This window comes from Caenispirillum salinarum AK4, from assembly GCF_000315795.1.
Lineage (GTDB): Bacteria > Pseudomonadota > Alphaproteobacteria > Rhodospirillales > Rhodospirillaceae > Caenispirillum > Caenispirillum salinarum.
On the sequence record NZ_ANHY01000017.1, the window covers coordinates 48,449 to 71,650 of the forward strand.

At 69.5% G+C, this 23,202-nt stretch carries 21 protein-coding genes and 1 tRNA gene; 11 read left to right on the plus strand and 11 right to left on the minus strand.

Features of this window, described 5'->3' with window-relative positions:
* Positions 1-59 precede the first annotated feature (59 nt).
* From mnhG to mbhE, 6 genes are read right to left on the minus strand one after another with little or no spacing between them, the layout of a single operon-like run.
* Complete coding sequence (gene mnhG / locus C882_RS16200) at positions 60-458, minus strand: monovalent cation/H(+) antiporter subunit G (protein WP_009541727.1); 399 nt, start codon at positions 456-458, stop codon at positions 60-62.
* The gene (locus C882_RS23435) at positions 455-841 is read right to left on the minus strand and encodes a monovalent cation/H+ antiporter complex subunit F (RefSeq protein WP_009541728.1); all 387 of its coding nucleotides are present in this window, start codon (positions 839-841) and stop codon (positions 455-457) included. Before C882_RS23435 ends, mnhG begins: the two co-directional genes overlap by 4 nt.
* Entirely contained in the window at positions 838-1,311 is a 474-nt protein-coding gene (locus C882_RS16210) for a Na+/H+ antiporter subunit E (protein WP_009541729.1), read from the minus strand. Before C882_RS16210 ends, C882_RS23435 begins: the two co-directional genes overlap by 4 nt.
* The gene (locus tag C882_RS16215) at positions 1,308-2,825 is read right to left on the minus strand and encodes a Na+/H+ antiporter subunit D (RefSeq protein WP_009541730.1); all 1,518 of its coding nucleotides are present in this window, start codon (positions 2,823-2,825) and stop codon (positions 1,308-1,310) included. The genes C882_RS16210 and C882_RS16215 overlap by 4 nt, the downstream gene beginning before the upstream one ends.
* Positions 2,822-3,181: a Na+/H+ antiporter subunit C gene (locus C882_RS16220; protein ID WP_009541731.1), complete on the minus strand. Its 360-nt coding sequence runs from the start codon at positions 3,179-3,181 to the stop codon at positions 2,822-2,824. The genes C882_RS16215 and C882_RS16220 overlap by 4 nt, the downstream gene beginning before the upstream one ends.
* A 3-nt stretch (positions 3,182-3,184) precedes the next feature.
* A complete protein-coding gene (gene mbhE, locus C882_RS16225) occupies positions 3,185-5,920 on the minus strand; it encodes a hydrogen gas-evolving membrane-bound hydrogenase subunit E (RefSeq protein WP_152415372.1) in 2,736 nt (911 codons plus the stop codon).
* Positions 5,921-6,183: 263 nt separating this feature from the next.
* On the opposite strand from mbhE, the gene pyrF reads away from it, so the two are divergent.
* The gene (gene pyrF, locus C882_RS16230; RefSeq protein WP_009541733.1) at positions 6,184-6,939 is read left to right on the plus strand and encodes an orotidine-5'-phosphate decarboxylase; all 756 of its coding nucleotides are present in this window, start codon (positions 6,184-6,186) and stop codon (positions 6,937-6,939) included.
* Entirely contained in the window at positions 6,939-7,580 is a 642-nt protein-coding gene (locus C882_RS16235) for a phosphoribosylanthranilate isomerase (RefSeq protein ID WP_009541734.1), read from the plus strand. Before pyrF ends, C882_RS16235 begins: the two co-directional genes overlap by 1 nt.
* A gap of 187 nt (positions 7,581-7,767) precedes the next feature.
* Here C882_RS16235 and C882_RS16240 read toward each other — a convergent pair whose 3' ends face one another.
* Complete coding sequence (locus C882_RS16240; protein ID WP_009541735.1) at positions 7,768-8,523, minus strand: creatininase family protein; 756 nt, start codon at positions 8,521-8,523, stop codon at positions 7,768-7,770.
* 119 nt (positions 8,524-8,642) lie between these two features.
* Between C882_RS16240 and C882_RS16245 the strand changes: the two genes are divergently transcribed.
* Entirely contained in the window at positions 8,643-10,202 is a 1,560-nt protein-coding gene (locus C882_RS16245; protein WP_009541736.1) for a cryptochrome/photolyase family protein, read from the plus strand.
* Here the strand turns inward: C882_RS16245 and C882_RS16250 are convergent.
* Together C882_RS16250 and C882_RS16255 are read right to left on the minus strand one after the other, a co-directional pair.
* Entirely contained in the window at positions 10,192-10,701 is a 510-nt protein-coding gene (locus C882_RS16250; protein WP_009541737.1) for an NUDIX hydrolase, read from the minus strand. The two genes, C882_RS16245 and C882_RS16250, sit on opposite strands and share 11 nt — an antisense overlap.
* A 234-nt stretch (positions 10,702-10,935) precedes the next feature.
* A complete protein-coding gene (locus C882_RS16255) occupies positions 10,936-11,619 on the minus strand; it encodes a hypothetical protein (protein ID WP_009541738.1) in 684 nt (227 codons plus the stop codon).
* Between the two features lie 236 nt (positions 11,620-11,855).
* On the opposite strand from C882_RS16255, the gene C882_RS16260 reads away from it, so the two are divergent.
* The 4 genes from C882_RS16260 (at position 11,856) to C882_RS16275 (ending at position 15,208) form a co-directional block, all read left to right on the plus strand.
* A complete protein-coding gene (locus tag C882_RS16260) occupies positions 11,856-12,095 on the plus strand; it encodes a hypothetical protein (RefSeq protein WP_009541739.1) in 240 nt (79 codons plus the stop codon).
* The gene (locus C882_RS16265) at positions 12,095-12,742 is read left to right on the plus strand and encodes a hypothetical protein (RefSeq protein ID WP_009541740.1); all 648 of its coding nucleotides are present in this window, start codon (positions 12,095-12,097) and stop codon (positions 12,740-12,742) included. The genes C882_RS16260 and C882_RS16265 overlap by 1 nt, the downstream gene beginning before the upstream one ends.
* A 62-nt stretch (positions 12,743-12,804) precedes the next feature.
* On the plus strand, positions 12,805-13,569 hold the full coding sequence (locus C882_RS16270; RefSeq protein WP_009541741.1) for a response regulator transcription factor: 765 nt from the start codon (positions 12,805-12,807) through the stop codon (positions 13,567-13,569).
* Positions 13,547-15,208, plus strand: coding sequence for a sensor histidine kinase (locus C882_RS16275; protein WP_052000190.1), 1,662 nt, complete (start codon positions 13,547-13,549; stop codon positions 15,206-15,208). Before C882_RS16270 ends, C882_RS16275 begins: the two co-directional genes overlap by 23 nt.
* 86 nt (positions 15,209-15,294) lie before the next feature.
* Here the strand turns inward: C882_RS16275 and C882_RS16280 are convergent.
* Together C882_RS16280 and C882_RS16285 are read right to left on the minus strand one after the other, a co-directional pair.
* Positions 15,295-15,371: transfer RNA gene (locus tag C882_RS16280), tRNA-His, on the minus strand.
* A 76-nt stretch (positions 15,372-15,447) separates the two neighbouring features.
* Positions 15,448-16,608, minus strand: a complete 1,161-nt coding sequence (locus C882_RS16285; protein WP_009541743.1) for an aminotransferase — start codon at positions 16,606-16,608, stop codon at positions 15,448-15,450.
* A gap of 416 nt (positions 16,609-17,024) precedes the next feature.
* On the opposite strand from C882_RS16285, the gene C882_RS16290 reads away from it, so the two are divergent.
* The 4 genes from C882_RS16290 to C882_RS16305 all read left to right on the plus strand — a co-directional run bounded on the left by C882_RS16290 (position 17,025) and on the right by C882_RS16305 (position 23,113).
* A complete protein-coding gene (locus C882_RS16290) occupies positions 17,025-17,363 on the plus strand; it encodes a P-II family nitrogen regulator (protein ID WP_009541744.1) in 339 nt (112 codons plus the stop codon).
* Between the two features lie 149 nt (positions 17,364-17,512).
* Positions 17,513-18,922 (plus strand): type I glutamate--ammonia ligase, encoded by a 1,410-nt coding sequence (gene glnA, locus C882_RS16295; protein WP_009541746.1) that lies wholly within the window; start codon positions 17,513-17,515, stop codon positions 18,920-18,922.
* A gap of 95 nt (positions 18,923-19,017) precedes the next feature.
* Positions 19,018-21,321 (plus strand): PAS domain-containing protein, encoded by a 2,304-nt coding sequence (locus C882_RS23440; protein ID WP_152415373.1) that lies wholly within the window; start codon positions 19,018-19,020, stop codon positions 21,319-21,321.
* 151 nt (positions 21,322-21,472) lie between these two features.
* Positions 21,473-23,113, plus strand: coding sequence for a GMC family oxidoreductase (locus C882_RS16305; protein WP_009541748.1), 1,641 nt, complete (start codon positions 21,473-21,475; stop codon positions 23,111-23,113).
* Positions 23,114-23,202 lie beyond the last annotated feature (89 nt).

The window sequence follows — 23,202 nt, forward strand, 5'->3', positions numbered from 1 at the left end:
GTTCGGATGGTACGGCAGCAGGCAGCCCTTCGCAACAGCAGGGGACGGGGGATTGGCGCTCAGGGTCGCGCGTTCTGGCCGGCCTCGTGCCGTGTCTCGGGCGTATCGCTCGCTTGCGCCGCAACGGGTGCCGGCGGCCGGGCAGCCCACTCGTCCACCACGCTGCCCGACCACAGCGGCACGCCGGTGCGATAGGCGGCGCGGCCGATGATGTGGGCGCCGATGGGCGCCGTGATCAGCAGGAAGGCGATGATCGCGACGGCCCGCGCCGTCACCGCCGCCTCGCCGAAGAACAGCGCCACGGCGGCCAGGATCAGCCCCGCGCCCAGCGTGCCGGCCTTGGTGGAGGCGTGCATGCGGATGAACACGTCGGGCAGCCGTGCCACGCCCAGGGCGGCGACGAAGGCGAAGAAGGCGCCCAGCACCAGCAGCAGGGCGATGACGATGTCGGCGATCATGGGCGGTGCTCCTTGGGCGTGTCGTCGTCGTCCTCGGGTTCCTCCAGGTCCGGCCCGCCGGGGATGCCGATGCTGGCTTCGGGCCGGGTCTCGGCGAACCGGGCGAAGGCGAGCGTCCCCAGGAAGGCCACCAGTGCCAGCGCCAGCGCCGCGTCCAGCATGGCCGGCGCACCCGCGGTCAGCGCCAGCAGCCCCGTCACGCACAGCGCCAGCAGGGCGACCGTATCCAGCCCCACCACGCGGTCGGGCAGGGTGGGCCCACGCGCCACCCGCCAGGCGGCCAGGGCGAAGGCGGCGGCCAGCAGGACGCTTGCGACGACGGCGGCGACGGCGATGATCGGGCGGGCCTCGGCGAAGGCGGTCACGTCTTCCATCATCATCATCGCACGGTCTCCATCACGCGGCGCTCCATGCCGTCCTTCAGGCTTTTCCGCAGGGCGTCGGGATCGTCGACGAACATGCCGTGCACCCACAACGTCTTACGGTCGGGCGAGATGTCCAGGCTGAGCGTGCCGGGCGTCAGCGAGATCAGGTTGGCGGTCAGCATGATCTCGCCGTCCTTCTCGGCGGTCAGCGGCACGGCGATGATGCCCGGGCGCGCGTGGTGGCTGGGGGTCAGCACGTCCCACACCACCGCCACCGACGACCGCATCAGGTCGTAGAGGAAGTACCCTGCCAGCCCCAGCACCCGCCAGACGGCGCCGAAATAGCGGCTCGGACCATAGAGGGGGCGGCTCGCCAGCAGGGCCAGGTAGCCGACGACGAAGCCGCTGAGAAGCGTCAGCCAGCCGAAGTTGCCGAGCAGGATCGCCCAGGCGACCATCAGCACGAGGTTGAGCATGAACAGGATCACGGCAGGCCTCCCAGCACAACACGGACATAGGCTTCCGGCGCCAGAAGTTCCTGCGCCGAGCGGGCGGCGAGGTCGAGGAACGGCTGCGGCGCCAGGCCGATGATGACGGTGATTGACGCCAGCAGCACGATGGGCGCGACCAGGGCCACCGTCTCGCCGCGGGTCAGCGCCACGGCGCCGACGGCGGCGTCGCCGTCGGGGTGGGGCTTCCAGAAGGCCTCCAGCCAGATCTTGCTCATGGAGAACACCGTCAGCAGGCCCACCACCAGCGCCACGCCGGCGATGACCCAGGCTTCCACCTCGAGGCTGGCCTCGATCAGCACCAGTTTGGCCCAGAAGCCCGACAGCGGCGGAATGCCTGCCAGCGACAGGGCGGGAATGAGGAACAGCACCGCGAGCCACGGCTTCGCCTTGTAAAGGCCGCCGATGCGGTCCAGCTCGAAACTGCCGGTGATGCGCTTAGCGACGCCGCCGACCAGGAACAGGTTGGCCTTCACGATGATGTGGTGGACCAGGTAGAACACCGCGCCCAAAAGCGCCAGCGGCGTGTACAGCGCCAGGCCCATCACCATGTAGCCGATCTGGCTGATGATGTGGAACGACAGGATCTTGCGCACCTGGTTCTGCGCCGCGGCACCCAGCACGCCCGTCACCATGGTCGCGCCGGCGATGACCAGCAGGATGCCGTGCGTGTAGTCCACGTCGGCGGTGAAGACCAGCGTGAACAGGCGGATCAGCGCATAGACGCCCACCTTGGTCAGCAGGGCTGCGAAGATGGCCGACACCGCCACCGGCGGCACGTGGTAGGACGCCGGCAGCCAGAAGAACAGCGGAAACACCGCCGACTTGATGCCGAAGGCACCCAGGAACAGCACGGCGATGGTTGTCACCAGCCCCGGCGCGTCCACGGTTTTCAGGGTGACGTGCAGGTCGGCCATGTTCAGCGTGCCCGTCAGGCCGTACAGAAGGCCGATGGCCATGAGGAACATGACGGTCGCCACCAGGTTCAGCGCCACATAGCGCAGGCCGCCGTCCAACTGCGCCTTGTCGCCGCCCAGCACCAAGAGGCAGAACGAGGCGATGAGCATCACCTCGAACCAGACGTACAGGTTGAACAGGTCGCCGGTCAGAAAGGCGCCGGTCACCCCCGCCAGCAGCACCAGGTACAGCGCGTGCCAGCCCAGCTTCGCGCGGCCCTCGTCGATGTCGGCCATGGCGTAGACGGCGACGGCCAGGCCCGAGAGGGCGGTGATGACCACCATCACCGCGCCCAGGATGTCGGCGACCAGCGTGATGCCGAAGGGCGCGGCCCAGCCGCCCATCTGGATCGCCTGCGGCCCGTCGCGCCACACGGCCGACAGCAGCAACAGCGAGACCAGCGTCATCAGCGCCGTGGTGCCCACGTTCACCCACTGGGGCGCCCGGCGGTCGCCCGCGCGGCCGGCGATGAACGCCAGGACCGCACCGGCGAAAGGCAGGGCGATGGGCAGGAACAGCAGCCAGGCGGCGCTCATGTACGGTCACTCCCCTCGGCGATGGTCAGGGTCTCGGAGTCCGTGGTGCCCAGGTCCTTGTGGGCGCGGTGCACCAGCGACAGGGCGAAGGCGAACAGCCCGAAGCTGATGACGATGGCCGTCAGGATCAGCGCCTGCGGCAGGGCGTTGGAGACGTCGCCTTCCGGCGCCGCCGCCCCCTTGGCGATCAGCGCCGGGGCGCCTTCCGTCAGGCGGCCGCTGGCGAAGATCACCAGGTTGGCGGCGTTGCCCAGCAGTGCGAGCCCGAACAGGAAGCGCACGAGGGACCGGTCGAGCATGAGCCAGACACTGGCGGCGGCCAGAACCCCGGCGAGCAGGGCGAGCACAACGTCCATGGATCAGGCCTCCTCTTCCAGTCCGAACACGATGGCGAGCACCGATCCGACGACCACCAGGAACACGCCGATGTCGAACACCAGCACCGTGGACAGCGGAATGCCCTTGTCGCCGGCGGCCGGGTCTCCGCCGAGGAACAGCCACAGCCCCTCGAACGGCGCGCCGCCGGCCAGTGCCCCGGCCAGCCCGGACAGCAGCGCGATGCCCAGGCCCGACAGGGCGACGATGCGCGGCGCGCCGCCCAGAGCCTGTCGGGCCAGGCCGACACCGTGTGCGAGGGCGAGCAGGGTGAAGCCCGTCGCGGCGATCAGGCCGGCGATGAAGCCGCCGCCAGGATCATTGTGGCCGCGCAACAGCATGAACACGGCAAACACCGCCAGCAGGGCGGCCAGGCCGCGCGTCGCGGTGCGCAGGATCAGGCTCTCGATCGGCTGCTTGGGCACCGCCATCCCACCCTTCAGCAGGGCGTAGGCGCCCATGCCCGCGACCGCCACCACGGCGATCTCGCCGAAGGTGTCCAGGGCGCGGAAATCGACCAGGATCACGTTGACGATGTTGCGGCCGAAGGCCTCGGGCCAGGCGGCGGCCTCGAAGAAGTCGGTGACGCGGCGGTCGAAGGGCTCGGCCAGTACGGCCAGCATCACAAGCGTCACCGTCAGCCCGGCGCCTACGGACAGGATGCCGTCACGCAGGCGGGCGCGGCGGTTGCGGCGCGGGGTCTGGGTCAGGCGCGGCAGGCGCACCAGGGCGGCGGCCAGCAGCACCACCACCAGCGTTTCCACCAGGAATTGCGTCGTCGCGACGTCCACCGCCCCATGCATGAGGAACAGCACGGCGACGGCCGTCCCGACGATGCCGAGGGCGCCGATGGCGGCCAGGCGCGAGCGCGTGGTGACGACGATGGCCGCGCCCGCCGCCGCCGTGACGGCGACGGTGACGCCCAGAATGCTCAACGACGGCGATCCGGCGGCCGGCAGCGCCAGGGCATCGGCCCAGAACAGGGTGAACAGCGTCAGCGCCACCACGGCGCCCAGCGTCGTCGCCATGTAGACCCGCAGGTGCCCGCCCTGAAGGATGCGCGTCTGCCACGCCGCCAGGGCCTTGAGCCCGGCCAGCCAGCCGTCATAGGCGCGCTCTCCGGTCATGGGCAGGCGGCCGACGAAGGCGTTCAGCCCGGCGACCACGGGCGTGCGGAAGATGTAGAACAGCACGCCGAGCGTGAAGGTGGCGATGCTGAGCACCAGCGGCAGGTTGATGCCGTGCCACAGCGCCAGCTTCACCGTCGCCGGCCCGCCCAGCACCGAGGTGACCGCCGGCTGCACCAGCGGGCCCGAGATCACCCCCGGCGCCAGCCCGAAGGCAAGGCCCAGGCCCGCCAGCAGCAGCGGCCCCGCCAGCATGGATTTCGGCGGATCGTGGGGACGGGCGGAGACACTCTTGCGCTGGCGGCCGAAGAAGGGGTCGATGGCGATCATGCCGGCGACGGCGACCATGCCGGCGCTCGCCAGCACCAGGCCGAAGGCGGCGACGCCGGGCGCGGCGACAAGCGCCAGCGCGCCCTCGTACTTCAGCTCCTTGCCGATGAAACCCAGGAACGGCGGAAAGCCGCCCATGGAAAAGGCCGCCAGCACCGCCGCGGCGGCGGTCAGCGGCATGGCGCGCGCCAGACCGGCCAGCTTGTCGCGCTCGCGCGTGCCGGCTTCGTGGTCCAGGATGCCGACCACCATGAACAGCGTCGCCTTGTACAGCGCATGGACGACCAGGAAGGTCATGGCGGCGGCGAGGGAAATGGGTGCCGAGCCCGCCAGCAGCAGCGTCAGCGCCCCCAGCGCCATGACGGTGGTCCAGGCCAGCATCTGCTTGAGGTCCGTCTGCCGCAGCGCCCAGGCAGCGCCGATGACCGCCGTCAGCGCACCGGCGACGGTCAGGCTCCACACCCACAGCGGATCACCGCCCAGCGTGGGCGACAGGCGGGCCAGCAGGTAAATGCCCGCCTTCACCATGGTGGCGGAGTGCAGGTAGGCCGACACGGGCGTCGGCGCGCTCATGGCGTTGGGCAGCCAGAAATGGAAGGGGAACTGGGCGGACTTGGTGAAGCAGCCCAGCAGGACCAGCACGATGATCCCGGGCAGCAGCGCCGAGCCCTGGATCAGCACCGGGTCCATGGCCGAGAGGCGCAGCGTTCCCGACTCCAGCCCCATGAGCAGCAGGCCGGCCAGCAGCGCCAGCCCGCCGCCGCCCGTCAGCAACAGCGCCTGCAGGGCGTTGCGGCGGGATTTCGGGTCGGTGTGGGTGAAGCCGATCAGCAGGAACGACGTGACGGTGGTCAGTTCCCAGAACACGAACAGCGCCACCGCATCGTCCGCCAGCACCAGGCCCAGCATGGAGAACATGAAGGCCGTCATGTAGAGGAAGAACCGCCCCAGGTGGACGTGCCCCTTCAGGTACGACCCCGCATACAGCATGATCACCACGCCGATGCCGCTGACCAGCAGGCCGAACAGCAGGGCCAACCCGTCGATGCGGAATGCCAGCGACACGCCCAGCGTCGGCGCCCAGTCCACCGCCCAGAGCACCGGACGGCCTTCGGACACGCGGGGCAGCAGGCTGAGAAGCCAGGCCGCCACCAGGGCCGGCGGCACGGCGGAGGCGAACCCCATCCATCGTCCGCCGTCCCGGAAGCGGTTCCGGCTCCTGGCCTCTGTCGGCGCGGCGGTCTCCAGGGTTCCGTTGCCCACGTCTATCCTCCCAGCCTCAACGTCATTGATCCGTCGTGCGCGGGGTACGCCCGACGATATCTACCAGAAACGCACAAGATCGCATAAATCAGGATCAGGGCATACGAAACCCGCGGCGTCCCGTTGCGACGGCCACGACCCTGATCCTAGGCTGGATATTGGCTCGCCGCGACGGAACGCAAGCGTGGCTCCTCCCGTTGCCCGGCGGGCACCCGCTGGTGTAAGGGTGATGTTCCACATCCACCATCGGACCGCCCACGCCCATGACGCCTCTTCGCAATCCCGTCTTTTGCGCCCTGGACACCACCGACCTGAACAAGGCGACCCGGATGGCCGCGCGCATCGGTGATACGGTCGGCGGCATCAAGCTGGGGCTGGAATTTTTCACCGCTCAGGGCCGCAAGGGGGTGGAGCAGGTGCGCAAGGCCGGCGATGCGCCGCTGTTCCTGGACCTGAAGTTCCACGACATTCCCAACACGGTCGCCGGCGCCATTCGCGCCGCGACCCAGCTCAAGCCGGCCATCGTCAACGTGCACGCCGCGGGCGGCCGGGTCATGATGGAAGCGGCCGCCCGCGCCGCGACGGAAGCGGCCGAGGAATTCCTGGTACCGCGTCCGCTGGTGCTGGCCGTCACCGTCCTGACCAGCATGGACGACGAGGACCTCGCCGGCACCGGCGTCGACCGGCCTGTCCCCGATCAGGTGCGGGCGCTGGCGGAACTGGCGCAGAACAGCGGCATGGACGGTGTCGTGTGCTCGCCGCATGAAGCCTCGGTGCTGCGCGCCGACCGGGGCTCGGCCTTCAAGCTGCTGTGTCCGGGCGTGCGGCCTCACGGCTCGGCGCCCGACGACCAGAAACGAATCATGACGCCGGCGGAAGCACTGGAGGCCGGGGCAGACTATCTGGTGATCGGCCGCCCCATCACCGCCCACCAGGACCCCGAGGGCGCGGCCCAGTCCATCATCGCCGACCTGCCCAAACCGGCGGCACCGGCGGGGAACACGGAGGACGAAACCTGATGGCCGTCGCGAAAATCTGCGGCATCACCGACGAGGACGCCATGCTCGCCGCCGTGGAGCACGGCGCGGCCTATGTGGGGCTGGTGTTCTTTCCGCCCAGCCCGCGCGCGATCCTGCCCGAGGATGCCGCCGCGCTGGTGGAAGGCATGCCCGAGGACGTGCAGGTGGTGGGCCTGTTCGTCGATCCCACCGACGACGAACTGGACGCGGTGCTCAATCATGTGCGCCTGGACATGATCCAGCTGCACGGCAAGGAAACCCCTGAGCGGGTGGAGCAGGTCCGGCTGGAATACGCCACGCCGGTGATGAAGGCGTTCGGCGTCGCGCAGGCCTCCGACCTGCAGGACGCGCAGGCCTACGCCGATGCCGCCGACATGCTGCTGTTCGACGCCAAGCCGCCGGCCGATGCCGACCGCCCCGGCGGCCACGGCCTGCCGTTCGCCTGGGACATTCTGCGCGCCTGGGACCGCGACGACGTGCCCTGGATGCTCGCCGGTGGCCTGACCCCCGACAACGTCGCCTGCGCCATCGCCGAAAGCGGGGCCAGGATCGTCGACGTGTCCTCGGGCGTGGAGCGCGAGAAGGGCCGCAAGGACCCCGCGCTCATCAAGGCCTTCCTGGAGGCGGTGGCCGCCGCCTGAGGCGACGGCCCGACCTCACGCCAGCCGGTCTTATACGCCTCGATGATTGAAATCATCGAGGCTGCGGTGTGCGCGCTTCCGCGCACGCCTTCGGCTCCAGGCGCCACGCAGGCTCACGCGCCATAAGGCGCGGCGGCCAGTCGGCCTTGCCGGACGACCGGTATACGATTTCAAGTGTCGCCCGGTCTTACTCTTCCGCCATCAGCGTTTCGTAGCGGCCCAGCGCCTCGGTCACGGCGATGTCGAACAGGCGGCCGCCGTGGTCGGCGTTGGCCAGGCTGGGGTCGCTGCCCATGCGCCCGTCCGGGTGGACGCGGCGGAAGTGTTCGGCGTCGTGGTAGGCGCTGGTGGGGGCGACGCGCGGCTCAAGCCCGGCGGTGGTGGGCGCCTCGTCGGGATAGAGGAAATGCATGAGGCTCAGTTCGCCGCAGGTCGCGTGGCTGCCGTCGGCGGGACCGAAGACCTCGTCGCAGTAGGCCTTCACCTGCGTGCCCGCCCACCAGTTCTGCACGGCGAAGCGCAGGTCGCGGCCCTTGCCGCCGCGGTCGGTGGCCTCGCGGGTCTCGCAGTGGATTTCGTACCACGCCGACTGCAGGGTCGGGATGTTGCCGCCGTGGCCGTTGACGAACAGGAACCGCTCGAACCCGTGGGCGGCGAGACCCGTCACCCAGTCGCGCACCACGGCGATCAGGGTCGAGGGGCGGAAGGTCATGCTGCCGGCGAAGGTCATGTGATGCACCGCCATGCCGACCGGAATGCCCGGCGCCACCATGATTCCGGCCCGTTTGCCCGCCTCGACCGCGACGGCCTCGGCGCAGAGCGCATCAGTGCCCAGCAGGCCGGTCGGGCCGTGCTGTTCGGTGGAGCCGATGGGGACGATGATGCCGCGGGAGGACTCCAGGTAGTCCTCGACCTGGGGCCAGGTGGAAAGCTGCAGGCGCATGAGGGTTCCGTTGAACTGACAGAGGGTCCGGCGCCGTATGGACGACGGGCGCCCACACCTACCACCGCGCCCCCGCCCACGCCAAGCCCGACACGTCCCCAGTCCGCGCAAGGGTATCCATGACCGACGCCGCCCCTGTCCTCCGCCTGGTGCTGGGAGACCAACTCAGCCGCTCCATCGCCGCGCTCGGCGACATCGACCCGGCGCGCGACGTGGTGCTGATGATCGAGGCGATGGAGGAATGCACCTACGTCCCCCACCATCCGCGCAAGATCGCCTTCCTGTTCTCGGCCATGCGCCACTTTGCGGAAGCGCTTCGGGCCGAGGGCATCACCGTCGATTACCGCCGCCTGGACGAACCGGGCGAGGGGCGGTCCTTCCGCCACGGGCTCGAGCAGGCCGTGGCGCGCTACCGCCCGGCACGGGTGGTGGTGACCGAGCCCGGCGAATGGCGCGTGCTGGAAGACATGCGCGGGTGGCAGGAGGCCGTGGGCGTGCCGGTGGACATCCGCCTCGACGGCCGGTTCCTCTGTCCGCTGGAGGACTTCCGCCGCTGGGCCGGGGGCCGCAGGACGCTCCGCATGGAATGGTTCTACCGCGACATGCGCCGCCGCCACGGACTGCTGCTGACACCCGGGAGCGAGCCCGAGGGCGGGCGCTGGAACTACGACCAGGACAACCGCGAGGCCTTGCCGGCGGACCTTGAGGCGCCCGACCCGCCCGCCTTCGCGCCCGACGCCCTTACGCGCGAGGTGCTGGATCTGGTGGCGGCGCGCTTCGGCCATCATTTCGGCAGGTTGCAGGGGTTTGCCATGCCGGTCACCGCCGCCGACGCCGAGGCCGCGTTCGACCATTTCATCCGGCACCGCCTGCCGCGTTTCGGCACCTATCAGGACGCCATGCGGCAGGGGGAGCCGTTCCTGTTCCACTCGCTGATCTCGGCGCCGCTGAACGCCGGGCTCCTGGACCCGCTGGACCTCTGCCGACGGGCCGAGGACGCCTATCATGCCGGTCACGCGCCGCTGAACGCGGTCGAGGGATTCATCCGCCAGATCCTGGGGTGGCGGGAGTACGTGCGGGGCATCTACTGGACGCGGATGCCGGACTACGCGCAGACGAACGCGTTGGAGGCCCATCGTCCGCTGCCGCGCTTCTATTGGACCGGCGAGACCGGCATGAACTGCCTGCGCCAGGTGGTGACGGAAACCCACGATCACGCCCATGCCCACCACATCCAGCGCCTGATGGTGACGGGCAACTTCGCGCTGCTGGCGGGCATTGATCCGGCGGCGGTGAATGCCTGGTATCTGGTGGTCTATGCCGACGCCTATGAATGGGTGCAGTTGCCCAACACGCACGGCATGGCGCTCTATGCCGACGGCGGGTTGCTGGCGTCAAAGCCCTATGCGGCCAGCGGCAAGTACATCGACCGCATGTCGGATTATTGCCGCCACTGCCGCTATTCGCCCAAGAAGCAGCTGGAGGACGACGCCTGTCCCTTCAACGCGCTGTACTGGGATTTCATCGCTCGGACGCGGGCGGTCACGGCGCGCAATCGGCGCATGATGATGATCCACAAGACCATGGACCGGATGGGCGACGAAAAAATCCGCGCCTTGAGGGACAAGGCGCGGACCTTTCTGGATGGCCTGGAGTACGACCCGCCCGTCAGGCGGTAGCAGGGGAAACGCGCATCTTGCCGGCGGCCGGCGACGGGACGAAGGCGCCCTGGTAGGCCGCGCGGGCCTTGCGCTCGATCTTGCAGAAGCGGCGGAACAGGTCGGCCAGTTCAGGCTCGGCGACCATGAGGGCGGCCTCCTCGGGCGTCACCCATACGCGCTTGCGTTCGTGCCGCTCCGGCCAGTCCAGGCATTCGAAGCGCACGCGCAGGCCGTAGACGTCGACCGTCAGGGGTTTGATGGCGCCACTGTTGAGGATCTTGTTGTAGTCATACAAGCCGATGGGCCGGGGCGTCACATCGCCCACGACACCGCCTTCCTCGAAGGCTTCCAGCGCCGCCATTTCCGCGGGCGTGTGCTTCTTCTTCACCCAGCCCTTGGGAATGATCCACCGCCCGGTCCCGCGCGAGGTCAGCAGCATCACCTGCACCTCGCCGTCGCGAACCACGTAAGGAATGGCGGCGCATTGCCGGTCCTTGCCGGTCTTCTTTTTCGCCACGTTACACAACCTCCCCTTTGCCACCCCCACACCACGGGGCGACATATGTTCTATAGCATGCCACGGGACCGATCGGATAGCGACTAACCGTTTGCGGTATTCTGCCATCCCCTTTCTGCACCGTAAGTATAGGCTGGGGGCGACGCTGGCCGCATGTGGACCCGGCCGTCCCGGCGCCTTCGGACGGGAAGGAGAACGCGCGGTACGCCGAAAGGTTCCATGTCGCGTGCGGGTTCAGTCCGCCGGCGCGGTCTCCGTCGCCGCCGTATCCGCCGGCGCGGGGGCTTGCTCCGCTGCCGCATCGGGACGTTCCGAGGCGTCGGGCTCCGCCTCGTCCACGGTTTCGGCGGCGGCGGCCGGCTCGGCCTCGGGCGGCGCGGTCAGCACCGCCAGGCATTCCTCAACCGTCAGGGTTTCGGCCGAGGCGTCCAGGGCGTAGAGGCCCTGGCTCTCCACGCGCGGGAACAGGTGGATGTCGAGCACGCAGCCTTCCGGCCGGTACCGCCACGTCACGCCGGGTGTTTCCTCGATCTCCTCCGCCGGCGTGCCGAAGCGGGCGCGCAACTGCTCCGCCGACAGCCCGACCAGCCCTTCCGGCAACTTGCCACGCTTGGGCGCCGCGGCCACCGCCGCGGCCTCCGCCGTGTCGGCGGGCTCCTCGGGTTCCGGCGGCACGGGTTCGGGCTCGGGCGCCAGAGTCGCCGGCGCCGCGGGCGCGCGCTTGGCCGGCTGGCGCTTGGGCGGCGGCACGTCCGTGGGCTTGCGTTCCGGCAGGGGCTGGAACGGTTCGACCACCGGCGCCGGCGCCGGCTCCTGCGGGTTCAGCGCCGCCGACAGGCGCCGGTCCAGGTCGTCCAGGGCCGTGCAACCACTCAGCGCGAGGGTGGCGGCGACAAGGGGGAGAATGACTGCGCGCATATGTCTTTCGTCGAGGATGGGCACCGGCCGGGATCATGCGCCCGAATGGACGCGAGAGCAACATACGCGGGCCCCGGTGACAACGCTGTGACCGGCATCATCGGACTTACCGCTTCGTGTGACAAAGCAAGGACCAGTGATTTCAGTCACTTGTGGCCTGCGCGGGCCCCGCACATTCTGCAATCAACGCGCGGTCGATCGACGGCGCCTCATTGGAACCTTTGGACGAGAGACCCATGACCACTACCCGAAAGAGCCTGACGCTCACCGCCGTGGCGGCGCTGGTTCTTGCCACCGCCGGATGCTCCAACCTGTCGCGTGACGAACAGCGGGCCCTGACGGGCGGCGCGCTGGGTGCGGCCGGCGGTGCCGCCGCCGGTGCCCTCATCGGCGGGTCGGTGGTCGGCGGCGCGCTGCTTGGCGGGGCCGGCGGCGCGCTCATCGGCGGCCTGACCGACATCGAGATCGACCGCTGATGCAGGCCCGTCGCCGCGCCGCCGCTCTTGCGCTGGCCGCCGTCATGGCCGCGGGCTCGGTCATGGCCGCGGCCCCGGCGAACGCCGAGCCGCCGCCCTGGGCGCCGGCCCACGGCTGGCGCGCCAAGCACGGCCACAAGCACAAGGGGCCGGACGTCGTCTACATTCCGGTGCCGACGGTGGTCGAGCGCGGCGGACGGGACCTGCCGTACGGCTTCGGACGCGGCACCTGCGACCGCAGCCTCATCGACGGCGAGCTGATCGGCAACGTCCTCGGCGCCGCCGCCGGTGGTCTCGCCGGCAGCCGCTTCGGCGAGGGCAAGGGCAAGCTGGCCGCGGTGATCGGCGGAACGCTGCTCGGCACGCTGGTCGGCGGCGCGGTCGGCCGCTCCATGGACCCGGTGGACCGCGCCTGCACCCTGACGGCGCTGGAGCATGTGCCCGACGGCCGCGCCATCCGCTGGACCGGCGGTTCCGCCGGCAGCGGCGTCGGCACGCCCTATCGACTGGTCCCTCAGGACACCTTCCGCGACGGAGGCCGCACCTGCCGCACCTATACCACCACTGCCTCGGTCGACGGACGGCCGGAGGTTTTCAGCGGAACCGCCTGCCGAAGGGAGGATGGCGCCTGGGAGATCGTCAACTAAATGGTTTGATGGTACCCTCTCGGGAACGCCATGGTTTCCTTCTTCCTCATCCCCCGGATGGCATGACTGACCGCTCGACCATAGTCCTCATCGACGACGATCCGCTGTTCCGCGAGTCCCTCGGGCGCAATCTCGAGGACAGCGGCTACGCTGTCGAAACCTTCGCCGACGGCCCGACGGCCATCGAGCCCCTGACCCAGGGCGACCTGGCGCCGTCGCTGATCCTGCTCGACTGGAAGATGCCCCGCATGACGGGGATCGAGGTGCTGCGCCAGTTGCGGTCCTCGGGCGACGTGACGCCGGTGATCTTCCTCACCACGCTCAACGACCAGCTCTACGAGGAGACGGCCCTGACCAACGGCGCCGTCGACTATGTGGACAAGGGGCGCGGCTTCAACATCCTGTTGCGGCGCATCAACCTGATCCTGGAAGGCTCCAAGCCCGTCCCGGGAATGCCAGCCGGGGCGGAGAACGGAATGGTCGGCCAGGCCATCGAGCCCGAGGAGATCATGACCCTGGGGCCGTTGACGCTGGACGTTTCGTCGGCCCGGGCCCGTTGGCGGGAGCAGCCGGTGGACCTGACCATCACCGAGTTCCGCATCGTCCGCAAGCTGGCGGAGAACGCCGGCCGCGACCTGTCGTACCGGGCGCTCTACGACGCCGTGCGGGGCGAGGGCTTCATTGCCGGGTCTGGCGACGAAGGCTATCGCGCCAATGTGCGCACCCACATCAAGCGCATCCGCCAGAAGTTCCGCGAGATCGACGCGAGCTTCGACGCCATTCTCAACTATGCTGGATTCGGATATGGCTGGCGCGCCGAGGGCTGAGCCGGCCAACGATACCGCCGTGCGTCCGCACGTGGAGGCGACGCCGACCCGCCGGGTCCGCACGACCGCCGGGGCTGGCGTGGGCGCCCGCGGCGGCGATCCCGGTGCCGCGGCGGCGCACTCACCCCCGCCGGTGTCGGGCGGCGGGCGGCGCCGTTGGTTCCGCCTGCGTCATCCCTCGCTGGCGGCCCGTCTCGTGCTGCTGGCCTTCGTCTTCATCGCCGTGCCCGCCGTGCTGGTCGGGCCGTTCCTCGCGGCCGAGGAAGCCAAGCGCGAGGCCCTGCTGCGCGCCGTGCGCACCCAGGGCGCGGTCATCGCCGAGGGCCTGCGCCTGGCCCTGGAAAAGAGCCAGGAGGCCGACCTGCCGACGGCCCGCGAGGCGCTGGAGCGCCTTGCCCAGCCGGAAATGCGGCTGCGGCTGCTCTACCGCCCGCAGGACCAGGACAGCGTCTTCCTCATCGGCGCCCAGCCGCCGCTGCCCTCCGACCAGCTGGACACCGAACGCCTGGCGCTGGTGGCGGCCGGCGTGCCCTGGACCCTGCCGGAAAGCTGCCGCGGCGGTCAGCCGCTGGACCTGCCCTACGTCACGCCCGGCGGCGAGCAGGAGGTGCTGACCAGCCTCACCCCCTTCACCACGCAGGCGGGATGCTGGGGGCTGCTCACCTCCTACAGCCTGTCGGGCCTGATCGGCGAGCAACTGGCGCGGCCGACGTGGCGTTCGCAGCAGGTGCTGTACGCCGCGGGTCTCTACGGCCTGGCCGCGCTGCTGGCGCTGGGCGTCATCTGGGCTCTGTGGCGGTCCCTGCGCCGCTTTGCCGGGCAGGCCCGCGCCGTGGCCCAGGGTGACGCCGAGGCCCACCACGGCTTCAAGGCCCGAGCCCGCATCCCCGAGCTTGAGGACGTGGCATCGGACTTCGACCGCATGGTGGAGCGCCTGCGCGCCTCGGCCGATGCCATCCGCCACGCGGCGGAGGAAAACGCCCACGCCTTCAAGACGCCGCTGGCGACCATCGCCCAGAGCCTGGAACCGCTGTATCGCACGGTGCCCGTCGGCGACCAGCGGGCGCGGCGCTCGCTTGACACGGCCCGCGCGGCGCTGACCCGGCTGGAGGCGCTGGTGCAGGCGGCGCGGCGGGTGGATGCCGCCATGGCCGACCTGATCGACCCGCCGCGCCGGCGCATCGACGTCTCGGTGCTGGTGAGCGCGGTGGCGGAAAGCTTCGACGACCCGGAGGAGGGCGTGCGCGTCACCGCCGAGGTCACGCCGGGCCTGCATGTGCTGGGCGGGGAGGACCTGCTTGAGACGGTGGCCGAGAACATCATCGAGAACGCCGTCAGCTTCAATCCCGCCGGTGCCACGGTGAAGGTCAGCCTGGTGCGCGAGGGCCGGGACGTGGTCTTCCGGGTGGAGGACGAGGGACCGGGCGTCGATCCGGCGGTGCTGCCCAACGTGTTCGAGCGCTACGTCAGCCATCGCCCCGATCCCCGCCACGGCGACGTCCGTCCCGGCGCCGGCCATTTCGGCCTGGGCCTGTGGATCGTCAAGCGCAACGTCCAGGCCATGGGTGGTACGGTGACGGCCGAGAACCGCAAGCCCCGCGGCTGCCGCATGACGGTTCGGCTGCCGTTCGCCAAGTAAGGGCGGGCGGCCCCGCCACCGGTGGCGGGGCCGCTGCCTCGAAAAGAGAACACCCCCGCGCCGGCAGGCACGGGGGTGTTTTCATGTGGGGCGACTAGTCGGATTCGAACCGACGACCTCCTGGACCACAACCAGGCGCTCTAACCAACTGAGCTATAGCCGCCATCGCGGGAGGGCCGCTTTGTATGCCATAAGGGCCCGACCGTCAAGGACGATTTCGACGAAATCCCGCGCCTTTTTCACCGCGCGAAATGGGCCGACAGGCGCGACAGAGCCTCGTCCAGCGCCGCGTCGTTCTTGGCGAAACAGAAGCGGACGAAATGCCGGTCCGCCTCGCCGGCGAAGAAGGCCGACACCGGCACCGCCGCGACGCCCGCCTTGGTGGTCAGGTGCAGGCAGAAGTCGGCATCCGTGCCCGTCCACCCCAGCGGCCGGACGTCGGTCGTCAGGAAGTAGGTGCCGGCGCAGTCCAGCACCTCGAACCCGATGCCGCGCAGGCCGTCCGCCAGGTGGTCGCGGCGGGCCTGCATGTCGCGGGCGAGGCCCTCGAAATAGGCGTCCTCCATGCCCAGGCCCTCGGCCACTGCGGCCTGCAGGCCGGTGGGGGTGGTGAAGGTGAGGAACTGGTGGGTCTTGGCGATGGGCCCCAGCAGGTGCGGCGGCGCCGTGATGTATCCCACCTTCCAGCTGGTCACCGAGAAGGTCTTGCCGGCCGAGCCGATGCGCACGCAGCGCTCACGCATGCCCGGCAGGGTCATCAGCGGCACATGGCGGCGGCCGTCGAAGGTCAGGTGTTCGTAGACCTCGTCGCACACCGCATAGGCATCGTGGCGCTGCAACAGGTCGGCGATGAAGGCCAACTCGTCCTCGTCGAACACCTTCGCGCAGGGGTTCATGGGACTGTTGAGCATGATCAGCTTGGTGCGGTCGGAGAACGCCGCGGCCAGGTCCTCGCGCGGCAGGTCCCAGCGCGGCGGCTGCAGGCGCACCAGCTTGGGTACGCCGCCGGCCCTCTTCACGATGGGCAGATAGCTGTCGTACAGCGGCTCGATCAGCACCACCTCGTCGCCCGGTTCGATCAGCCCGAACAGGCAATCCGCCAGGGCCTCGGTGGCGCCGGAGGTGACCATCACCTCTGTCTGCCAGTCGACGTCGAGCCCGTAGAAGCGTTTGTTGGCCGCCGCCACCGCCTGCCGCAGCGCCGGAATGCCCATCATGCTGGGGTACTGGTGCGGTCCCTGCAGGACGTGGCGCGCGGCGGCCTCAAGCACCGCCGGCGGCTCCAGGTCCTCGGGAAAGCCCTGGCCCAGGTTCACGGCGCCGTGCTCCTGCGCGAGCCGGGACATGGTTTCGAAAATGGTGGTGCCGAGGGAGGAGAACAGCGCGTTGGCGGGCTTCACGGGGCGGTCACTCCGGCGATCGATGGACAGACTGCCACGGTTTTAGCACGACGGCACGGCGGCGGCCCAGGGGGCGACTCGCGAGCCGTCGCATGCGCCCCTCCGCCGGGCTGGACGCCTCCTGCCCGATGGTGTTGCCCGCGCGGCGATCACTATGCCCAAGACTTAGGCACGACACGGCGGCGATAGGACCCGTACATTCCCTCCCGGACCTGTGGAAATCCTCAGGATTCCGCCGTTTTCTCTGTTTGGCACGCGGCGTGATAATGAGCTGTTGCCGAACCACGGCGGAAGCGGCCACACTCGCTCCGCGCGAGGCCGCCGCCCGGACCGGGAAAAGGTCGCGGGCGGTCGAGGAACGCGGAAGCCAGAGGTCGGACGCGCGACGCATAGAACGAGCGAAAGCAACGGGGGCCATGAAGAAGATCGAAGCGATCATCAAACCGTTCAAGCTGGACGAGGTGAAGGAAGCCCTTCACGAGATCGGCTTGCAGGGCATCACCGTGACCGAGGCCAAGGGCTTCGGCCGTCAAAAGGGCCACACCGAGCTGTACCGCGGCGCCGAATACGTCGTCGACTTCCTGCCCAAGGTGAAGATCGAACTGGTGGTGGACGACGCGCTGGCGGAACGCGCCATCGAGGCGATCCAGCAGGCCGCCCACACCGGGCGCATCGGCGACGGCAAGATTTTCGTCTCCTCCGTCGAGGAGGCGATCCGTATCCGTACCGGGGAGCGCGGCGGCGACGCCATCTAGGCGCCCTCGCTTTCCGACCCCCGGCCGGACGACGACGCGAACGCGCCGCACAGCGCGCGCAGCACTGTCCCGGCCGGACCCGGGCCGACGGTTGGCGGCCCTGGGGGGATCCATTCAACCGGCCACACATATTTACGGGAAACAGGATCATGTCCGACGTGAACAAGGTTTTGGAGCTGATCAAGGAAAACGACGTCAAGTACGTCGACTTCCGCTTTACCGACCCCAAGGGCAAGTGGCAGCACACCGCGCAGCATGTCGCCTCCATCGACGAGGACATGCTGAACGAGGGTGTCATGTTCGACGGCTCCTCCATCGCCGGGTGGAAGGAGATCAACGAGTCCGACATGATCCTCAAGCCGGACCTGACCAGCGCCGTCATGGACCCGTTCTCGGCCCAGCCGACGCTGATCCTGTTCTGCGACATCCTGGAGCCCTCGACCGGTCAGCTCTACGACCGTGACCCGCGCGGCATCGCCAAAAAGGCCGAGGCCTACCTGCACTCCACCGGCATCGGCGACACCGTGTTCATGGGCCCCGAGGCCGAGTTCTTCGTGTTCGACGACGTCCGCTTCGACGTGCAGATGAACCGCTGCTTCTATGAGATCGACAGCGAGGAAGGCCCCTACACCTCGGGCAAGCTGTTCGAGGAAGGCAACTGGGCGCACCGTCCGACCGTCAAGGGCGGCTACTTCCCCGTGCCGCCGGTGGACTCGGGCAACGACCTGCGCTCCGAGATGCTGACGGTCATGGGCGAGATGGGCCTGGCGATCGAAAAGCAGCACCACGAAGTCGCGCCGTCGCAGCACGAACTGGGCACCAAGTTCCAGACGCTGGTGACCGCCGCCGACCATATGCAGATCTACAAGTACGTGGTGCACATGGTCGCCCACGCCTACGGCAAGACGGCGACCTTCATGCCCAAGCCGGTCATGGGCGACAACGGCTCGGGCATGCACACCCACCAGTCGATCTTCAAGGAAGGCAAGCCGCTGTTCGCCGGTTCGGGCTACGCCGACCTGTCGGAGACCTGCCTGTACTACATCGGCGGCATCATCAAGCACGCCAAGGCGCTGAACGCCTTCACCAACCCGTCGACCAACAGCTACAAGCGCCTGATCCCGGGCTTTGAGGCTCCGGTGCTGCTGGCCTACTCGGCGCGTAACCGTTCGGCGTCCTGCCGCATCCCGTACGCCACCAGCCCGAAGGGCAAGCGCGTCGAGGTCCGCTTCCCCGACCCGACCGCCAACCCCTACCTGGCCTTCGCCGCCATGCTGATGGCCGGCCTGGACGGCATCGAGAACAAGATCCACCCGGGCGACCCGATGGACAAGAACCTCTACGACCTGCCGGCCGAAGAGCTGGAGGGCGTGCCCACCGTCTGCGGCAGCCTCCGCGAGGCCCTGCAGGCGCTCGACGCCGACCGCGACTTCCTGAAGAAGGGCGACGTGTTCACCGACGACGTGATCGACGGCTACATCCAGCTCAAGTGGGAAGAGGTGTACAACTACGAGCACACCCCGCACCCGGTCGAGTACCGCATGTACTACTCGGTGTAAGCCGAACCGCCGGAACCGCGCCGTGCCCGTTGGGGCCGGCGCGGGATCGGGAATGATGAAGAAGGCCTCTCCGGGCAACCGGGGAGGCCTTTTTCGTGCCCGATGTCCTTTTCCGCGGTGCCCGCACGCTGGGATTGACCATCCGGCGCACACGGTCGACCGGCCGGAGTACGGTGCGACCCACGACGGAGGCGCGCCGTTACATTCCTTACACCAACGGTTTCGCCCGCCCACCCACCGTCGAGGAGAACCGGATGGCTGCCGGCACGCCATCGCAGCCGCCTGCATCCACCACCGTCGATCCGCACGCCGAAAAGAGCCCGGCGGCGCGCGCCCTGGCGCGGCGGGTGGGGCCGCTGGCGGGTCTCCCGTTGGTGGCCGGGGCCCTTGCGGGCGGACTGGCGGCGGCGGGCGGCCTGGAACTGCCGGCCGCGATCGCCCTGACCGCAGCGGCGGGAGGCGGGGCCGTGGCGGTGGCCGCGTGGGTCTCGGTCCGCCGCCTGGCCGGGCTGGAGCGCGACCGCATGGACAGCGAGGAACGCTTCCGCATCTTCCGCCGCGAGGCCGGCATCGGCATGTTCGAGTGGGACCTGAGCCAGCCCTACGCCACCGGCACGCCGGAATATTTCGCCATGATGGGCATGCCGCGCGACAAGGGTACCTTCACCAAGGAGGAATGGGCGGAAAAGGTCCACCCTGACGACCGAGCCCGCGCCGGAGACGCGGTGGAGGCGCTGGTCAACAAGGGCCGGCCCTACGACATCGAGTTCCGCAGCATCATGCCCGACGGCTCGGCGCGCTGGTACGCCAACCGCGCGGTCCTGTTCCGCACCCGCGAAGGCAAGCCGGCGCGCATCCTGGGCGCCATGGTGGACATCGATGACCTCAAGCGCACGGAAGCGCAGGTGCGCGAGCGCGAGCGCATGTTCCGCCGCATGGCCGACGATGCCCCCGTGACGGTCTGGCTCAGCGATGCCGATGGGCGTCTGGTGTTTCTCAGCCGGTCCTACTACGCCTACACCGGCCATGATCCCGACAAGCCGCCCGACGACATCTGGCTGGAGAGCATCCACCCGGACGACCGCCCCGCCGTGCTGGCGGTATGGGAACACGCCAACCGCACGCGCGAGCCCTTCTCCATCGACCTGCGCGCGCGCCGGCACGACGGCGTCTGGCGGTGGAAGCTGGACACGGCGACGCCGCGCTTCGAGGAAGACCGCTTTGTTGGTTATATCGGATCGGTGGTCGACATCGCCGCCCGCAAGGAGGCCGAGGAACGCCATGAACTGCTGATGCGCGAGGTCGACCACCGCGCCAAGAACGTGCTCGCCCTGGTGCTGTCGGTGCTGCGCGTGACGCGGGCAGACAGCATGGAGGCTTATGTCGCCGCCGTGGAAGGACGGGTGGAGGCCATGGCGCGGGCGCACGTGCTGCTGGCCGAAAGCCGTTGGTACGGCGCGCGCCTCCAGCGGCTGGTGGAGGACGAACTGGGCAGCCTGCGCGGCGGTGCGGCGCGGGTGGAGATCGAGGGCCCGGCGGTCACCATACTGGCCGACGCCGTCCAGCCCATGACCATCGTGCTGCATGAACTGGTCACCAATGCCGCCAAGCACGGCGCCCTCTCGGGCGGCGAGACCGGCAGCCTCTCCGTCACCTGGATGCGCACGCCGGAAGGCGGCCTCGCGGTGGAATGGCGGGAGGCGGTGGGGCATCCTGTTGCGCCGCCGTCCCGCCAGGGCTTCGGCCGCATGCTGATCGAGACGCTGGTGGCCCGCCAGTTGGGTGGCACGATCACCTTCACCTGGGCAGAGAACGGCCTGCATTGCCGCCTCGACCTGTCGGCGGCCCTGGTTTCCGCCCGCGCGCCCGACGCGGAGCCCGACGCGGTGGGCGGGGCAGAGGCCGCCGGCGGCACGGCGTCGCCGTCCGGCTCTGCCGTCGCCGCCCCCGACACGGCGCCACCCCCGGCCGCGCCGCCGCGTCGCCGGGTGCTGGTGGTGGAGGACGACGTCCTGGTGGCGCTGGGACTGGAGCAGATGCTCGAGGACCTCAAGTACGAAGTGATCGGCCCCGCCCATGGCGTGGAGGACGCGCTGGCGCTGCTGGAGCGGGAGCGGCCCGACGCGGCCCTGCTGGACATCAATCTCGGCGGCATGCTGTCGACCGCCGTCGCCCGCCGACTGCGCAAGAAGGGGGTGCGGTTCGCCTACTGCACGGGCTACAGCGACCGCGGGGACACGGGTGTCGAGGCGCCGACGATCATCAAACCGGTGTCGGCGGGGCAACTGTCCAAGATGCTGACCGCCCTGCTGCGCAACCCGCCCCCCAACCGGGCGCGCCCGGCGCTGCCGTCGCCGGTGGCGTGGACGCACGGAACCGGCGGCCCGTCGCGCCGGTGAGCCCGTCATCGGGCCGACGACGGCCCCTGTCCGGGGCGCGCGGACAGGGCCGCATTGGTTTCGGTTGGCTTTCGCTTCCTCCAACGCCTACAGTCCCATGAAACGGCGCCGGGCAGCGCGTGAAAAAAGAACAGTGGCAACGGGAGGAACCATGTCCAGGCATCTGGGGACGTTCGATTACGTGGTCGTCGGCGCCGGCTCGGCCGGCTGCGTGCTCGCCAACCGGCTCAGCAAGGACGGCAGGCACTCGGTTCTGCTGCTGGAGGCGGGCGGCAAGGACGACTACATCTGGATCCACGTTCCCGTGGGCTACCTCTACTGCATGGGCAACCCGCGCACCGACTGGGGGTTCGCCACCGAGAACGAACCCGGCCTGAACGGCCGCGCGCTCAACTATCCGCGCGGCAAGGTTCTGGGCGGGTGCTCGTCCATCAACGGCATGATCTACATGCGCGGCCAGGCCCGCGACTACGACGGCTGGCGCCAGATGGGCAATGCCGGCTGGGGCTGGGACGACGTGCTGCCCTATTTCAAGCGCAGCGAGGATCAGGCCGCCTGCGAGCTGGGGGACTTCCACCAGTCGGGCGGCGAGTGGCGCGTGGAAAAGCAGCGCCTGAAGTGGGAAATCCTCGACGCCTTCCGCGAGGCCGCCCACCAGTGGGGCTTGCCCAAGTCAGACGACTTCAACACCGGCAACAACGAGGGCGTGGGCTACTTCCACGTCAACCAGCGCTCGGGCTGGCGGGTGAGCACGGCCAAGGCGTTCCTGAAACCCGCCATGAAGCGGCCCAACCTGCGCGTGGTCACCGGCGCCCACACCTCCGGCCTGCGTATCCAGGACGGCCGCGTGACCGGCGTTCACCTGAAGATCGACGGCGAGGACGCGCTGGCGGAAGCCTCCGGCGAGGTCATCCTGGCCGCCGGCGCCATCGGCAGCCCCCAGATCATGCAGCTGTCAGGCCTGGGGCCGGGCGGCCTTCTGCGCGAGTACGGCATCGACGTGGTGCGTGACATGCCCGACGTCGGCGGCAACCTGCAGGATCATCTGCAGATCCGCACCGCCTACAAGGTCCAGGGCGTGCCGACGCTGAACGAGCGCGCCGGCAAGCTGCTGGGGAAGATGGGCATCGGCCTGGAATACATGCTGTTCCGGCGCGGCCCCATGTCCATGGCGCCGTCGCAACTGGGGGCCTTCGTGAAATCCGACCCGGCGCTGGAGACGCCTGATCTTCAGTTCCACGTCCAGCCGCTCAGCCTGGACGCTTTCGGGCAGCCGCTGCACCCGTTCCCGGCCTTCACCGCCAGTGTCTGCAACCTCAGGCCCGAGAGCCGCGGCGCAGTGACCATCAAGAGCGGCGATCCCTTCGCCTCGCCGTCCATCCGCCCCAACTACCTGGCGACGGACGGCGACAAGCGCATTGCGGCGAAAAGCGTCAAGATCGCCCGCGAGATCGCGGCCCAGCCGGCGCTGGCGAAGTACAAGCCCGAGGAGTTCAAGCCCGGTCCGCAGTACCAGACGGAAGAGGACCTGTGGAAGGGCGCGGGCGACATCGCCACGACAATCTTCCATCCCGTCGGCACCTGCCGCATGGGCCAGGACGACACCGCCGTGGTGGACGAGCGCCTGCGGGTGCGGGGGATCGACGGACTGCGGGTGGTCGATGCCTCCATCATGCCCACCATCACCAGCGGCAACACCAACAGCCCGGTCGTTATGATCGCCGAAAAGGCCAGCGACATGATCCTGGAGGACGCGGGGAAGACGGCCAAGGTGGCGGCGACGGTCGGGTGACGAGCGGTTGTTAAGGCGCCTGGCGGCGGACGTGGAGTGTCCTGCTTCCGCAGGGGTCCGCCGCCGGTCTCAGCCACTCTGTCCCACAC